Source organism: Streptomyces sp. NPDC027672, from assembly GCF_055566335.1.
In genome coordinates this window covers 855,095-869,865 of the sequence record NZ_JBVHSO010000001.1, presented here as the reverse complement: position 1 = coordinate 869,865, position 14,771 = coordinate 855,095, and the positions used below count along the sequence as shown (strand labels likewise).

Here is a 14,771-nt window from a genome sequence, read left to right as displayed (position 1 = left end):
CCGGCGATCACCCGTCCCCTAGGGGTCGGGAGGAGGCGCGGCCGTCCCGTGTCATACCGCAGGCGTACGCGCGGCTGGCTCCGTGGGGTGACGCTTCCGCGCGGCCGATTTGGTCATATGGACACCACGGACATCACCACTCCTCACCGTTTCGGGTGAGAATGGCGGTCAGGGTGGACCAGCGTGAGGACAGCCGCCGCCGACGACGGAGGTAGGGCACACATGGCACCGTACGACAGCGAGGACACAGTGGGCGCCACGCGGGACGAGGACGCGCGCACGGGACGGCGCACGGCCGCCCGGTACGCGCTTCCGGTCGCGGTGGTGGGGGTGGCGGCGGTCACGATCGGGCTCGTCCCGGCGCTCGCCGACTCCGGTGACCCCGATCTGCCGAAGATCAGCGCGCAGCAGCTCGTCGAGAAGATGGCCCGGTCGGACGTACAGCGGCTGTCCGGCACCGTGAAGATCAGCACCGACCTGGGCCTGCCCGACCTCGGCGGCCTGGAGGACGGGCTGCTCTCCGGGGCCCGGGGCGGCTCCGGCAAGGACTCCGGCGACGGCTCCTCGGCCGACCCGAAGGACAGGCTCACCGAGCTGGTGTCCGGCACGCACACCCTGCGCGTCGCCGCGGACGGCCCGGACCGGCAGAAGCTGTCGCTGCTGGAGCGCGGCGCCGAGTACAGCCTGATCCACGACGGCAAGGACGTCTGGGGCTACGACAGCAAGAGCAACGAGGTCTACCACTCCACCGCGCCCGCGTCCGGCAAGGACCACCGGGCCGAGGCGCCGGCCACGCCCAAGGACTTCGCCGACGAGGCCCTGAAGGCGGTGGACGACACCACGTCCGTCACCGTCGACGGCACCGCGCAGGTCGCCGGGCGCGACGCCTACAAGCTGCTGATCCGGCCCCGGCAGTCCGGCACCACGGTCGGCGCGATCAGCATCGCCGTGGACGCCAAGACGGGCCTGCCGCTGAAGTTCACGCTGACCCCGAAGAGCGGCGGCGCCGCCGTGGTCGACGCCGGCTTCACCCAGGTCTCCTTCGCCCGCCCGGCCGCCTCCGCCTTCGACTTCACCCCGCCCAAGGGCGCGAAGGTCACCGAGGAGAAGGACGCGGCCAAGGCACCGGAGCACACCCCGGAGCGCGGCGGACGGCCCGCCGGGGGCCCGGACGGACCGCAGGTCCTCGGCAAGGGCTGGACGTCCGTCGCCGTGATCGAGACGGGCGCCGAGGGCGGCCTGCCGACCGGCTCCCAGGGCGGGGACCTCGGCGGCTTCCTCGGCTCGCTCGGCGACCCGGTCTCCGGGAAGTTCGGCAAGGGCACGCTCTTCTCCACCCGCCTGGTCAACGCGCTGATCACCGACGACGGCAAGGTGTACGCGGGCGCGGTGACGAAGGAGACCCTGGTGAAGGCGGCCGACACGGGGAAGTGACCCCTGCGGGGCCGCCGCCGGACGCAGGAAGCGAGGGGGAGCCGATGGACGGACCGTCCGCCGCGGACCACGGCCCGCGGGACGCGCGCGCCGCGCACGATCCGGCGGCGCCCCCGGCCGCGGAGCCGGCGAGTGTGATCGTCACCCGGGGGCTCGGCAAGCGCTACCGCGGCGGCCAGCTCGCCGTGGACGGTCTCGACCTGACCGTCCCGGCGGGCAGCGTCTTCGGCTTCCTCGGTCCGAACGGCTCGGGCAAGACCACCACCATCCGCATGCTGATGGGCCTGATCCAGCCGACCGCGGGCACGGTCCGGGTGCTCGGCCGGCCCATGCCCCAGGCGGCCCGCACGGTCCTCCCGCAGGTCGGCGCGCTCATCGAGGGCCCCGCCCTGTACGGCTTCCTCTCCGGCCGGGACAACCTGCTGCGCTACGACGCCGCCGACCCCACCGCCGACCCGCGCACCCGGCACGCGCGCGTGGCCGCCGCACTGGACCGGGTCGGCCTCGCGGCCGCCGCCGGCAAGAAGGCGAAGGCGTACTCGCTCGGCATGAAACAGCGCCTGGGCCTGGCCGCCGCGCTGCTCCAGCCGCGCCGGCTGCTCGTCCTGGACGAGCCCACCAACGGCCTCGACCCGCAGGGCATGCGCGAGATCCGCGCCCTGGTCAGGGAAGTGGCCGCCGAGGGCACGACCGTCTTCCTCTCCTCCCACCTGCTCGACGAGATCGAGCAGGTGTGCACGCACGCGGCGGTCATGGCGCGCGGCCGGCTCGTCACCCAGGGCGCGGTGGCCGACCTGGCGGCCGGGGCGCGCGGCCGGCTGGCCGTGACCACCCCGGACCCGGCCGAGGCGGCCCGGGTGCTGAAGGAGCTGGGCGTCGGGGACGTGTCCTCGGACGGCGACCGGGTCACCGGCGAACCGCCCGGCCGGGATCTCGCCGAGGTGACCGCGGCCCTGGTCGCCGCGGGTGTCCGCGTCCGGGGCCTGACCGTGGAACGGGCCTCGCTGGAGGACGCGTTCGTGGCGCTGACCGGGGAGGGATTCGATGTCGCGGGCTGAGCCGCCGCGGACCGCAGCCGTCCGCCGTCCGCATCCGCTGTGGGCCCTCGGGCTGCTGCGCAGCGAACTGGTCACCACCGTCCGCCGGTGGCGCACGCTCGCCCTGCTCGGGGTGCTGGCCGCGGTGCCGGTGCTGGTCGGGATCGCGGTGCGGATCGAGACACGGGACGGCGGCCGGGCGGGCGGCGGCGAGGGCCCGGCCTTCCTCGCGCAGATCACCAACAACGGCCTGTTCCTGGTGTTCACCGCGCTGGCCGCCACCCTGCCGTTCTTCCTGCCGATGGCGGTCGGCGTCGTCGCGGGCGACGCGATCGCCGGGGAGGCCGGCGCGGGCACGCTGCGCTATCTGCTGGTCGCCCCGGCCGGCCGTACCCGGCTGCTGCTCACCAAGTACGCGACGGTGCTGGCCTTCTGCCTGCTGGCTACCCTGGTCGTCGCCGGTTCGGCGCTGGCCGTGGGCGCGCTGCTCTTTCCGCTCGGCGAGCTGACGACGATCTCCGGGACCCGGATCAGCCTGGCCGAGGGACTGGCCCGCGCCCTGCTGATCGCCCTGGTGGTGGCGGCCTCCCTGGTCGGCGTGGCGGCCCTCGGCCTGTTCGTGTCGACCCTCACCGACAGCGGCATCGCGGCGATGGCGACCACGGTCGGCCTGCTCATCACCGTGCAGATCGTCGACCAGATACCCCAGTTGCACGCGCTCCAGCCGTACCTCTTCTCGCACTACTGGCTGTCGTTCGCCGACCTGATGCGCGACCCCGTCTACTGGGACGATCTGGTGCGCGACCTCGGTCTCCAGGCCCTGTACGCGGCCGTGTTCGGTTCGGCGGCCTGGGCGCGGTTCACGGCGAGGGACATCAACGCGTAGCGCTCAGGAGGCGCCGCCGGTCTCGTACGGGAAGCGAGCGAAGGGCGCGTCCTGCGCGAAGAACGTCTTCGCGCGCGTCAGCGCCCCGGTGTCCTTCAGCACGTCACCGGGCTTGCTGCCGTTGCCCAGCAGCACTCCGCCGAACCGCATCCCCAGGTAGGCGGCCGAGTTGCGCAGGGTGCCCACGTACGGGTCGGCCACGGCCGGCTCCTCGTGCGCGAGCGCCGCGACGCCCCAGAGGGTGCGGCCGGACAGCGTCTCCTTGAAGTCGACCCCCGGGGTGCGCAGCCAGCCCGCCCAGTAGTCCAGGTAGCGCTTGGTGAGGCTGGAGACCGAGTACCAGTACAGCGGCGAGGCGATCACGATGTCCGTGGCTTCGAGGGTGGCGTCCAGCAGCAGCCCGGCGGGGGTGTCCGCGGGCGGCCGTACGTGGTCGCTGTCGTGCCGCAGGTCCGTGTAGTCGGGAAGCGGGTGCTCGGCCAGTCGGATCCAGCGCTGTCCGGTGCCGGCGGGTAGCTGCTCGGCGGCCTCGCGGGCCAGCAGCTCGGTGTTGCTCTCGGCGCGGGCGCTGCCCAGGACGAAGAGGAAGCGGCGGCTCATGGGAGTCCCCCCAGTGGGTCGTGTCGTACCCCGGACAAGTCCTGTGCATCTTATGCACATGCAAGTAACCTGCGCCAGGGGCGGCTGATGCGAGGCTGTGACGCCGTGGTGACGCGGAAACGGGGCGCGAACCGACACACTGGAGGCCAGGACGCGTACGACCGGATCGCGGCGCCGGGGGAGTGAGGTTCACCGATGGCTCGACTCAGCTTCGAGAAGAAGCGGCCGCGGCAGCCCGTGGGGCATCCGGCGGCGCTGCCGGTACGGGTGTTCGGCGGGGGTGGCGCCTCGGTGGACGGGGTGCCGGTCGTGGCGGCGCCGGGCGAGGAGATCCAGCAGGCCGTCCTGAACCACCTCCAGCGCCTGGCCATCAGCCTGGGTGCCCCGATACGCGCCACGGTCCACGACGACGTCGCCGGCTGTGTGGTCCCCCTGGAGGTCTCGGCGGACGGCTCCAGCCGGATGACCGGCGAACCGGTCCGGCTGACCGCGCCGGAGACCGCGCAGACCACGACCCCGGGCACCGGCCAGACCCCGGCCGGCCGATTCGGTCCACCGCCCGTGATGGACCCACCGGCCACGCCCTCTCCGGGCCCGGCTCCGCAGGCCCCGGCCGCCGCCCCGGGCCGGCAGGCCAGTGCCGTCCCGTTCCCGCAGGCCCCGGCCGTGCCCTCCCCGGCCGCCGTCCCGGGTCCGCGAGCCACCCTCACCGGTCCGGGCCCGCACACCACGACCGCCGCCCCGGCCCCCCTCGCAGGCGCGGACGCGTCGGCCAAGGCGGAGACGGCGGCGCGCGCCGGGACAGGCGCCGGAGTGAGCGGGGACGCGGACCTGTGGGCCGCCGTCACCGCCGTACCGGAGGAGCCGCCCGCGCCCGGGCACACCCCGGCCCGTGGGTTCGACGCGGTCGCCGAGGAGGTGCTCGGGGACGGGCCGCTGACCGAGACCGCCGAGGGCGCGGAGCTGCTCACCGAGCCGCTGGGCCGGATCAACGAGGCCGTGCGGGCGGGCCGGATCGAAGCGGCGGCGGAGCTGGCCGACCGGACGCTGGCCGAGGCGTCCGCCGTGTTCGGCCCCACCCACGCCGAGGTGCTGCACGTGCGCGAGCTGACCGCCTACATCGCCTACCTGGCGGACGACCCCGTGCGCGCCTGCCGGCTCTCCCTGGACCTCGCCCGGCTGCGCCGCCAGGCCCGGGACGGCGAGGCCGCCTACGGCAACGTACGCAGCGCGGCCACCGCCTGGCGCGCGGTGCGCGATCCGGAGGAGGGCCTGCGGCTGGGCCGCGACCTGGTCGGCCTGTGGACGGACCTCGCCGCCGAGCCGGGCCCGGCCGCGGACGATCCGCGCCCGCTGGAGGCCGCCCGGACCCGCATGGTCCGGCTGGCCGACCGCGCGGCGGCGGCGCGGTCCTGACCGTCAGACGTCCGCCGGTGCCGACGCCGGTGTCCCGGCGCCCGCGGCGGCCCGGCGGGCCGCCGCGGGCGCCGGGAGTGGCGCAGCGCGTCGCCCGTGAGCAGGAACAGGGCCACCCAGACCAGCGCGAACCCGGCCCACCGCTCGGGCGGCATGGCCTCGTGGAAGTAGAAGATGCCGAGCAGGAACTGGAAGATCGGCGCCAGGTACTGGAGCAGGCCCAGCGTGGACAGGGGCACGCGGATCGCGGCCGCGCCGAAGCAGACCAGGGGCAGCGCGGTGACGATGCCGGTGGAGGCGAGCAGGGCGGCGTGGCCGGTGCCGTCGTTGAGGAAGCTGGCGTCGCCGTGCGCGACCAGCCAGCCCAGGTAGCCGAGCGCCGGCAGGAACTGCAGGGCGGTCTCGGCGGCCAGCGACTCCACACCGCCGAGGTCGACCTTCTTCTTCACCAGTCCGTAGACGGCGAAGGTGACGGCGAGGGAGAGCGAGACCCATGGCGGGCGGCCGTAGCCGACGGTGAGGACGACGACGGCGGCGAGGCCGATCGCGACCGCCGCCCACTGCGCCCGCCGCAGCCGCTCCTTCAGCAGCAGCACGCCCAGCGCGATGGTGACCAGCGGGTTGATGAAGTAGCCGAGCGACGTCTCCACGACATGGCCGGAGTTCACCGCCCAGATGTAGACGCCCCAGTTCACGGTGATCACGGCGGCGGCCACGGCGACCAGGCCGAGCCGCCGGGGCCGGCGCAGCAGCTCTCCCGCCCAGGCCCAGCGCCGGATGAAGAGCAGCGCCACGGCTACCACCAGCAGGGACCACACCATGCGGTGGGCGAGGATCTCCACGGCACCGGCGGGCTTGAGCAGCGGCCAGAAGAGGGGCACCAGGCCCCAGATGCCGTAGGCGGCGAAACCGTTCAGCAGACCTATGCGGTGCTCACGCTCGGGCGCCTGGGCCACGGCCTCCTCCTTCGCACTCGGGTGCCCGGTCCGGGCACGCGAGGAGAAGGTAGCGCCGGACGCTCCCGGCTGTCATGTCCGTATCGCCATACAGTCATGACAGCCGCGACGGCCGGGACGGGCCCCGCGCGTCAGTCCTTCAGCGCGGCCCGGACGGCGTCCGCGAGGGGCGTGGTGGGCCGGCCGGCCAGCCGGGACAGGTCGCCGGAGGTGACGACCAGCTCGCCCTTCTCGATCGAGGCGTCCACGCCGGCCAGCACCGCGGCCAGCGGCTCGGGCAGCCCGGCGCCGGTCAGGATGCCGGTGAGGGTCTCGGCCGGGACGGGCTGGTAGGCGATCTCCCGGCCGGTCTGCCGGCTCAGCTCGGCCGCGTACTCGGCGAAGCTCCACGCCTCGTCGCCGCCCAGCTCGTACGTGGTGTTCTCGTGGCCCTCGCCGGTCAGCACCGCGACCGCCGCGGCGGCGTAGTCGGCACGGGCGGCGGAGGAGACCCGGCCGTCTCCGGCGGCCTGGACGACCGCGCCGTGCTCCAGCACCGGCGCCAGGTTCTCGGTGTAGTTCTCGTGGTACCAGCCGTTGCGCAGCAGGCTGTACGGAACGCCGGAGGCGAGCAGCACCTTCTCGGTGGCCCGGTGGTCGTCGGCCAGCGCGGCCGTCAGGGTGCCCGGGGCGCTGGTGTAGGCGAGCAGCGCCACACCGGCCGCCTTCGCCGCGTCGATGACGGCCGAGTGCTGCCGCACCCGGTTCTCGCCGACCTCGTTGCCGGAGATCAGCAGGACCCTGTCGCCGGCGGCGAACAGACCCTCGAGGGTCTCGGGCGCGTCGTAGTCGGCGACGGCGAGCCGGACGCCGCGGGCGGCGAGGGCGGCGGCCTTGGCCTCGTCGCGCACGACGGCGGTGATCCGCTCCGCCGGGACCTTCTCCAGCAACTGCTCCACGACGTGCCGGCCGAGGTGTCCGGTGGCTCCGGTGACGACGATGCTCATGGTTCACGACTCCTAGGGGGATGGGGTGCTGACACTCACCGTAAGAGCTGCGCTGTCGTTGGGAAAGTACCCACTTTCAAGTAAGGTACTGGCATGACGGTAAGTGAGAACGCGGCGGTCACCGAGGCGCGGTGCCCGTACCGCCTCGTCCTGGAGCACGTCACCAGCCGCTGGGGCGTCCTCGTCCTGATCGAACTGCTGGAGCGGCCGTACCGGTTCAGCGAGCTGCGCCGGGCGGTCGGCGGCGCCGCCGGCCGGGGCGTCAGCGAGAAGATGCTCGCCCAGACCCTCCAGACCCTGGAGCGCGACGGCCTGGTCCACCGGGACGCCAAGCCGGTCATCCCGCCCCGCGTCGACTACTCGCTCACCGGCCTCGGCCGTGAGGCGGCGGAGCAGGTCCGGGCCCTCGCCCGGTGGACGCACGAGCGCATGGACCGGGTCGAGGCGGCCCGCCGGGCGTACGACGAGGCCCGGGACACCGGGTCCCGGGCCTCGTGAAGCGGCGGACGGATCAGCCGACGACCGTCCAGGTGTCCCCGCCCGCGAGCAGCGCGGCCAGGTCGCCCTTGCCGTGCTGCGCCACGGCGGTGTCGAGCTGCTGGGCCATCTGCGTGTCGTAGACCGGCCGTTCGACCGAGCGGAACACACCGATCGGCGTGTGGTGCAGGGTGTCGGGGTCGGCCAGCCGGGACAGGGCGAACGCGGTGGTCGGGGACGCGGTGTGGGCGTCGTGGACCAGGATGTCCGCCTCGTTCTCGGGGGTGACGGTGACCACCTCCAGGTCACCGGTGGCGCGGTCGCGCACGACGCCCCTCGCGCCGTCGGCGCCGAACCGGATCGGCTGCCCGTGCTCCAGGCGGATCAGCGCCTCGCCGGCCCGCTCCTTGTCCTTCAGGGCGTCGAAGGCGCCGTCGTTGAAGATGTTGCAGTTCTGGTAGATCTCGATCAGCGCCGTGCCCGGGTGGGCGGCGGCGGCGCGCAGCACCTCGGTCAGGTGCTTGCGGTCGGAGTCGATCGTGCGCGCCACGAAGGTCGCCTCCGCGCCGATCGCCAGCGACACCGGGTTGAAGGGCGCGTCCAGCGAGCCCATCGGCGTCGACTTGGTGATCTTGCCGACCTCGGAGGTCGGCGAGTACTGGCCCTTCGTCAGGCCGTAGATCCGGTTGTTGAACAGCAGGATCTTCAGGTTGACGTTGCGGCGCAGGGCGTGGATGAGGTGGTTGCCGCCGATGGACAGGGCGTCGCCGTCACCGGTGACGACCCACACGCTCAGGTCCCGGCGGGAGGCGGCCAGGCCCGTCGCGATGGCCGGGGCGCGGCCGTGGATGGAGTGCATCCCGTAGGTGTTCATGTAGTACGGGAAACGGGAGGAGCAGCCGATGCCGGAGACGAAGACGATGTTCTCCTTCGCCAGGCCCAGTTCCGGCATGAAGCCCTGCACGGCGGCCAGGATCGCGTAGTCACCGCACCCCGGGCACCAGCGCACCTCCTGGTCGGACTTGAAGTCCTTCATCGACTGCTTGGCCTCGGCCCTGGGGACCAGCTGGAGCAGCCCGTCGCCGGCGTCAGTCATCGATGGCCTCCTTCAGCGCCGCGGCGAGCTGTTCCGCCTTGAACGGCATGCCGTTGACCTGGTTGTAGGAGTGGGCGTCCACCAGGTACTTCGCCCGGATCAGCGTGGCGAGCTGGCCGAGGTTCATCTCGGGGATCACCACCCTGTCGTACCTCTTCAGCACCGCGCCGAGGTTGCGCGGGAACGGGTTGAGGTGGCGCAGGTGGGTCTGGGCGATCGACTCGCCGGACCGGCGCAGCCGCCGGACCGCCGCCGTGATCGGGCCGTACGTCGAGCCCCAGCCGAGGACCAGCGTCCGCGCGCCGTGCGGGTCGTCGACCTCCACGTCCGGCACCTCGATGCCGTCGATCTTGGCCTGCCGGGTGCGGACCATGAAGTCGTGGTTGGCCGGGTCGTAGGAGATGTTGCCCGTGCCGTCCTGCTTCTCGATGCCGCCGATGCGGTGCTCCAGGCCCGGGGTGCCCGGGATCGCCCACGGCCGGGCCAGGGTCCGCGGGTCCCGCTGGTACGGCCAGAAGACCTCGGTGCCGTCGGCCAGGGTGTGGTTGGGCCCGGAGGCGAACGGCACCCGCAGGTCGGGCAGCTCCGTCAGGTCGGGGATGCGCCACGGCTCGGAGCCGTTGGCCAGATAGCCGTCCGACAGCAGCATCACCGGTGTGCGGTACGTCAGCGCGATCCGGGCCGCCTCCAGGGCCGCGTCGAAACAGTCGGCCGGGGTGCGCGGGGCGATCACCGGCACCGGTGCCTCGCCGTTGCGGCCGTACATCGCCTGGAGCAGGTCGGCCTGCTCGGTCTTGGTCGGCAGCCCCGTCGACGGGCCGCCGCGCTGGATGTCCACCACCAGCAGCGGCAGCTCCAGCGAGACCGCGAGGCCGATCGTCTCGCTCTTCAGCGCCACACCCGGGCCGGAGGTGGTGGTGACCGCCAGCGAGCCGCCGAACGCCGCGCCCAGCGCCGCGCCGATGCCCGCGATCTCGTCCTCGGCCTGGAAGGTCCGCACGCCGAAGTTCTTGTGCCGGGACAGCTCGTGCAGGATGTCCGAGGCCGGCGTGATCGGGTACGACCCGAGGAACAGCGGCAGCTCCGCCTGGCGGCCCGCGGTGATCAGACCGTAGGCCAGGGCGAGGTTGCCGGAGATGTTGCGGTAGGTGCCCACCGGGAAGGCCGCGGAGGCCGGCGCGACCTCGTACGAGACCGCGAAGTCCTCCGTGGTCTCGCCGAAGTTCCAGCCCGCGCGGAACGCGGCGATGTTCGCCGCCATGATCTCCGGCTTCTTGGCGAACTTCGTTCTCAGGAACTTCTCGGTGCCCTCGGTGGGCCGGTGGTACATCCAGCTCAGCAGGCCCAGCGCGAACATGTTCTTGCTGCGCTCGGCCTCCTTGCGGGTGAGGTCGAACTCCTTCAGTGCCTCGACCGTCAGGGTGGTCAGGGGCACCGGGTGCAGGTGGTAGCCGTCGAGCGAGCCGTCCTGGAGGGGGTCGCCGGCGTAGCCGACCTTCTGCAGGGCGCGCTTGGTGAACTCGTCGGTGTCGACGATGATCTCGGCCCCGCGCGGGAGGTCCCCGACGTTGGCCTTGAGGGCGGCCGGGTTCATCGCGACGAGGACGTTCGGCGCGTCACCGGGCGTGAGGATGTCGTGATCGGCGAAGTGGAGCTGGAAGGACGAGACACCGGGCAGGGTGCCGGCGGGGGCGCGGATCTCGGCGGGGAAGTTCGGGAGCGTGGAGAGGTCGTTGCCGAACGAAGCGGTCTCCGAGGTGAACCGGTCGCCGGTGAGCTGCATACCGTCACCCGAGTCCCCCGCGAACCGGATGATCACCCGGTCCAGGCGCCGCACGTCCTTCGCGCCGCCCGGTGTGCGCTGCTCTCCCACGACGCTTCCGTCGGTGTGCTCCGCTGGGCTGCTGACCTGGCTGGTCACTGAACTGGACCTCCTTCGAGGCGGCTGTCCGGGGCCGGTCGTCCCACGGACCATCCCAGGATCAACCCTACGTCGGTCAGGGTCGCCTTCCCGGGGTCATTCGTGGATTGGACGACGATTTGAGATCGCCCGTTCGCGGCGACTTCGCCTCATGTCCGCCCATCCCGACCCCCGCCGCCGGGCCCCGGCCGGGCCTCAGGAGTTCAGATAGGTGAGAACGGCCAGCACCCGCCGGTGGTCGCCGTCGCTCGGGGACAGGCCCAGCTTCAGGAAGATGTTGCTCACGTGCTTCTCCACGGCGCCGTCGCTGACCACGAGCTGCCGGGCGATCGCCGAGTTGGTCCGCCCCTCCGCCATCAGCCCGAGCACCTCGCGCTCCCGGGGCGTCAGCCCCGCCAGCACGTCCTGCTTGCGGCTGCGGCCGAGCAACTGCGCGACCACCTCCGGGTCCAGCGCCGTACCGCCCCGGGCGACCCGCACCACCGCGTCGACGAACTCCCGTACGTCCGCGACCCGGTCCTTGAGCAGATAGCCCACGCCCCGGCTGGAACCGGCCAGCAGCTCGGTGGCGTAGCGCTCCTCCACGTACTGCGACAGCACGAGCACCCCGAGGCCGGGATGCAGCCGGCGCAGCGCCACGGCCGCCCGGACGCCCTCGTCGGTGTGGGTCGGCGGCATCCGCACGTCCGCCACGACCACGTCCGGCAGTTCTCCCCGGCCGTCGAGATCGGCGATGGTCTTCTCCAGCGCGTCCGCGTCGCCGACGCCGGCCACGACGTCGTGCCCGCGGTCGGTCAGCAACCGGGTCAGGCCCTCTCTCAGCAGCACCGAGTCCTCGGCGATGACCACCCGCACCCTGTCCTCCACGATCTTCCGGCCCCCCACAGCCCGCTCCTGCGGCCCGGTCCTCGTGACCGGGTCCGTGACGACGGCGTCCGTCCGTGCCGGCCGCCGTCCTGCGCAGGCCCAGCATTCCAGGATTCGCGCGGGAGTGCCGCCGTGCCGGGGCGGGAGCGGGAAGGGAGGGCGTGCGCGCGCTCAGGGGCGCCAGGGCAGTTCGGCGGTCACCCGGGTGGGACCGCCGGCCGGGGAGTCCACCACGAGGACGCCGTCCACCGCGTCCAGGCGGGCGGCCAGCCCGGCCAGTCCGGAGCCCCGCGCCGGGTCGGCGCCGCCCACGCCGTCGTCGGTCACCTGGACCAGCAGCCGGTCCTCCACGTGCCACACGTCGACCGAGGCGGTGCGGGCCCGGCTGTGCTTGCTGATGTTCTGGAGCAGCTCGGAGACGGTGAAGTAGGCGATGCCCTCGATGGCCTGCGCCGGCCGGGCCGGCAGGTCGACCTCGACCCGTACCGGCACCGTGCAGCGGGCGGCGATCGCCGACAGGGCCGCGTCCAGGCCGCGGTCGGTGAGGACGGCCGGGTGGATGCCGCGGGCCAGGTCGCGCAGTTCCTGCAAGGCCGTCTTCACCTCGCCGTGCGCCTCCTCCACCATCCGGGCCGCCGCGCGCGGGTCCTCGCGCAGCTTCTCCTTCGCCAGGCCCAGGTCCATGGCCAGGCCGGCCAGCCGCGCCTGGGCGCCGTCGTGCAGGTCCCGCTCGATCCGGCGCAGGTCGGCGGCGGCCGTGTCGATCACGGTGCCCCGGTCCGACTCCAGCTCCACCACCCGCGCCGACAGCGGCGACGGGCCCAGCAGTCCGCGTACGAGCAGCCGGTCCACGCCGGTCAGGGCCCGCACGAGCCAGGGCGTGACCAGCGTGAACACCAGCCCGACCAGCGCGGTCACGGTGATCTCGAACGGGTTGTCGAGGTAGATGGCGTGGTGGGCGTCGCCGTAGAGCTGGATCCCGGCCTCGCCGGCGTACGCCGGGAACACCCAGCGCCACAGCGGATACGTCAGCAGCGACCAGCCCAGGCTCCAGAAGGTCACCGTCACCGAGAACGAGAACACCGCCCAGGGGAACTGCACCAGCGCGTACAGCGCCTGCCGCCAGGAGGAACCGCTCTTGAGCAGCGCGCCCGTCCAGGCCACCGGGCCCGGCTTGCGCGGCCGCAGCGGCTCCGGTTCGGCCACCTCCAGGCCGAGCAGCGCCCGCGCCCGCGCCCGCTCCAGCGCGCCGATGCCCCGGCAGCCGGCCAGCGCCACCGCCAGCACCGGGACGCCGAGGAAGGTCACCAGCAGGCCCGCACCGAGGGCGATCATCGTCACCGCCCAGCCGAACAGCACCACCGCGACCGGCAGGCTCAGCAGCACATAGGCGAACTCGCGCCAACCGCGCGCCTCGAACGGTGCCCGCAGCGCGGCCGGCAGCCGGTGGCGCCGCTCGTCCCGGCGGGCGTACCCGTGTCCGTACTCCGTGGCCATCGCTTCGTCCGTTCTCCTCGTCATGGCGGCGGTTCCGCCCCAGGGTCTTCCGAAAGGCCCCAGTCCAGGGTCGTCCGCCGGGCGCCGTCCCGACATGGAGGCCATCGGCGTCTTGGACCGGGGGTTTTCCCCACCCCGGCGTTCCGCTCGGCGGGAGGACGGGGCCTGCTTCTGGCGGTCCCGCCATGGCAGCTCGGCGGGAGGAAGGGGCCTGCTCCTGGCGGTCCCGTCACGGCAGCTCGACGGGAGGAAGGCCCTACTCCTGCCGGTCCCGCCACGGCAGCTCGGCGGTGACCACGGTCGGGCCGCCGGCCGGGGAGTCGACCGCGAACCGGCCGTCCACCGCGCCCAGCCGCTCCGCCAGGCCCCGCATCCCGCTGCCGCCGTCGAGCCGGGCGCCGCCCACGCCGTCGTCGCTCACCCGGACCAGCAGCCGCCCGTCCGCGTGCCGCACGTCCACCGAGGCGGTGCGGGCCCGGCTGTGCTTGCTGATGTTCTGGAGCAGCTCGGAGACGGTGAAGTAGGCGATGCCCTCGATGGCCTGCGCCGGCCGGGCCGGCAGGTCGACCTCGACCCGTACCGGCACCGTGCAGCGGGCGGCGATGGCCGACAGCGCCGCGTCCAGGCCGCGGTCGGTGAGGACGGCCGGGTGGATGCCGCGGGCCAGGTCGCGCAGCTCCTGGAGGGCCAGCTTCACCTCGCCGTGCGCCTCGTCCACCATCGCCGCGGCCGTGTCCGGATCCTCCAGCAGCTTCTCCCGGGCCAGCCCGAGCCCCATGGCCAGGCTCACCAGCCGCGCCTGGGCGCCGTCGTGCAGGTCCCGCTCGATCCGGCGCAGGTCCGCCGCCGCCGTGTCCACGACGATCCCCCGGTCCGACTCCAGCTCGGCGATCCGGCGCTCCAGCTCGTCCGAGGGCGACAGCAGCCCGCGGACCATCGCCCGGTCCAGGTTCGCCAGGCCCCGGGACAGATACGGCAGCACCGGCCACAGGACGAACAGCGAGACCAGCGTGGTGCAGAAGGTGAGGACGCCCCAGGGCAGCCGGATGACGTCGTACAGCAGGGTGCGCCAGCCCACTGGGTCCTTCAGCGCCATCCACAGCCGCTGCATCGGGCCCCCGCTGCGGGCCAGCGGCAGCGGGGTCGGCTCCTCCACCCGCACCCCGAGCAGCTTCCGGGCGCGCGCCCGCTCCAGCTTGCCCAGCTGCCGGGAGCCCAGCAGGCTCAGCGCGAGCAGCGGGAGTCCGATCGCGGTGAGGCTGAGGACACCGCCGGCCACCACCACGACGAACGCGTACGTGAACCCGACCACCGCCACCGGCAGGTTCAGCAGGAGATGCAGGATCTCCTTCCAGGTGTGGACGTCGTACGCCGGCCGGGGCGGAGGCAGCCGGTGGAGGGCGGCACGCGGGTCACCGGCGGCGGGGCTGGTTGGGGTCATGCCGGCCAGCCTGCCGTGACCGGCACGGTTCCCGCCATGCGGTACGCCGCCCTGGACCGCCGGGGGAAAACCCCACCCCGGGCGGGATGCGGCCCTCCTCTCCCGTGACGGGCTGCTTACCGGTTCTTTATCAGGGCCTAGACTCCCGTGCGTACAG

Annotated in this window: 12 protein-coding genes; 4 read left to right on the top strand and 8 right to left on the bottom strand. The window is 73.5% G+C overall.

From position 1 onward, the window contains the following. Nucleotides 1–222 precede the first annotated feature (222 nt). From ACZ4SV_RS03930 to ACZ4SV_RS03920, 3 genes are read left to right on the top strand one after another with little or no spacing between them, the layout of a single operon-like run. On the top strand, nt 223–1,434 hold the full coding sequence (locus ACZ4SV_RS03930) for a LolA family protein (RefSeq protein WP_468001113.1): 1,212 nt from the start codon (nt 223–225) through the stop codon (nt 1,432–1,434). Between the two features lie 44 nt (nt 1,435–1,478). Then, nucleotides 1,479–2,492, top strand: coding sequence for an ABC transporter ATP-binding protein (locus ACZ4SV_RS03925; protein ID WP_468001111.1), 1,014 nt, complete (start codon nt 1,479–1,481; stop codon nt 2,490–2,492). Further along, nucleotides 2,479–3,357 (top strand): ABC transporter permease, encoded by an 879-nt coding sequence (locus ACZ4SV_RS03920; protein ID WP_468001109.1) that lies wholly within the window; start codon nt 2,479–2,481, stop codon nt 3,355–3,357. Before ACZ4SV_RS03925 ends, ACZ4SV_RS03920 begins: the two co-directional genes overlap by 14 nt. A 3-nt stretch (nt 3,358–3,360) precedes the next feature. Here ACZ4SV_RS03920 and ACZ4SV_RS03915 read toward each other — a convergent pair whose 3' ends face one another. The 3 genes from ACZ4SV_RS03915 to ACZ4SV_RS03905 all read right to left on the bottom strand — a co-directional run bounded on the left by ACZ4SV_RS03915 (nt 3,361) and on the right by ACZ4SV_RS03905 (nt 7,315). Further along, nucleotides 3,361–3,957, bottom strand: coding sequence for a flavodoxin family protein (locus tag ACZ4SV_RS03915; RefSeq protein WP_468001107.1), 597 nt, complete (start codon nt 3,955–3,957; stop codon nt 3,361–3,363). 1,211 nt (nt 3,958–5,168) lie between these two features. Further along, nucleotides 5,169–6,329, bottom strand: a complete 1,161-nt coding sequence (rarD, locus tag ACZ4SV_RS03910; protein ID WP_468001105.1) for an EamA family transporter RarD — start codon at nt 6,327–6,329, stop codon at nt 5,169–5,171. A gap of 131 nt (nt 6,330–6,460) precedes the next feature. Continuing rightward, the gene (locus ACZ4SV_RS03905; protein ID WP_397946739.1) at nt 6,461–7,315 is read right to left on the bottom strand and encodes an SDR family oxidoreductase; all 855 of its coding nucleotides are present in this window, start codon (nt 7,313–7,315) and stop codon (nt 6,461–6,463) included. A gap of 93 nt (nt 7,316–7,408) precedes the next feature. Between ACZ4SV_RS03905 and ACZ4SV_RS03900 the strand changes: the two genes are divergently transcribed. Continuing rightward, nucleotides 7,409–7,813, top strand: a complete 405-nt coding sequence (locus ACZ4SV_RS03900; RefSeq protein WP_397938371.1) for a winged helix-turn-helix transcriptional regulator — start codon at nt 7,409–7,411, stop codon at nt 7,811–7,813. A gap of 13 nt (nt 7,814–7,826) precedes the next feature. Here the strand turns inward: ACZ4SV_RS03900 and ACZ4SV_RS03895 are convergent, their stop codons facing one another. The 5 genes from ACZ4SV_RS03895 to ACZ4SV_RS03875 form a co-directional block, all read right to left on the bottom strand. After that, nucleotides 7,827–8,888 (bottom strand): 2-oxoacid:ferredoxin oxidoreductase subunit beta, encoded by a 1,062-nt coding sequence (locus ACZ4SV_RS03895; protein ID WP_365878735.1) that lies wholly within the window; start codon nt 8,886–8,888, stop codon nt 7,827–7,829. Beyond that, the gene (locus ACZ4SV_RS03890; protein WP_468001103.1) at nt 8,881–10,809 is read right to left on the bottom strand and encodes a 2-oxoacid:acceptor oxidoreductase subunit alpha; all 1,929 of its coding nucleotides are present in this window, start codon (nt 10,807–10,809) and stop codon (nt 8,881–8,883) included. Before ACZ4SV_RS03890 ends, ACZ4SV_RS03895 begins: the two co-directional genes overlap by 8 nt. Nucleotides 10,810–11,004: 195 nt before the next feature. Further along, complete coding sequence (locus ACZ4SV_RS03885; protein ID WP_365941499.1) at nt 11,005–11,664, bottom strand: response regulator transcription factor; 660 nt, start codon at nt 11,662–11,664, stop codon at nt 11,005–11,007. 183 nt (nt 11,665–11,847) lie between these two features. Further along, entirely contained in the window at nt 11,848–13,173 is a 1,326-nt protein-coding gene (locus ACZ4SV_RS03880; protein ID WP_468001317.1) for a sensor histidine kinase, read from the bottom strand. Nucleotides 13,174–13,429: 256 nt separating this feature from the next. Then, nucleotides 13,430–14,614 (bottom strand): sensor histidine kinase, encoded by a 1,185-nt coding sequence (locus tag ACZ4SV_RS03875; protein ID WP_468001101.1) that lies wholly within the window; start codon nt 14,612–14,614, stop codon nt 13,430–13,432. Between the last annotated feature and the right edge of the window lie 157 nt (nt 14,615–14,771).

Excerpts from the sequence above, each read along its gene's own strand:
- ACZ4SV_RS03930 (WP_468001113.1), top strand. The coding sequence starts at position 223 with ATGGCACCGTACGACAGCGAGGACACAGTGGGCGCCACGCGGGACGAG.
- ACZ4SV_RS03925 (WP_468001111.1), top strand. The coding sequence starts at position 1,479 with ATGGACGGACCGTCCGCCGCGGACCACGGCCCGCGGGACGCGCGCGCC.
- ACZ4SV_RS03920 (WP_468001109.1), top strand. The coding sequence starts at position 2,479 with ATGTCGCGGGCTGAGCCGCCGCGGACCGCAGCCGTCCGCCGTCCGCAT.
- ACZ4SV_RS03915 (WP_468001107.1), bottom strand. The coding sequence starts at position 3,957 with ATGAGCCGCCGCTTCCTCTTCGTCCTGGGCAGCGCCCGCGCCGAGAGC.
- ACZ4SV_RS03905 (WP_397946739.1), bottom strand. The coding sequence starts at position 7,315 with ATGAGCATCGTCGTCACCGGAGCCACCGGACACCTCGGCCGGCACGTC.
- ACZ4SV_RS03900 (WP_397938371.1), top strand. The coding sequence starts at position 7,409 with ATGACGGTAAGTGAGAACGCGGCGGTCACCGAGGCGCGGTGCCCGTAC.
- ACZ4SV_RS03895 (WP_365878735.1), bottom strand. The coding sequence starts at position 8,888 with ATGACTGACGCCGGCGACGGGCTGCTCCAGCTGGTCCCCAGGGCCGAG.
- ACZ4SV_RS03880 (WP_468001317.1), bottom strand. The coding sequence starts at position 13,173 with ATGGCCACGGAGTACGGACACGGGTACGCCCGCCGGGACGAGCGGCGC.
- ACZ4SV_RS03875 (WP_468001101.1), bottom strand. The coding sequence starts at position 14,614 with ATGACCCCAACCAGCCCCGCCGCCGGTGACCCGCGTGCCGCCCTCCAC.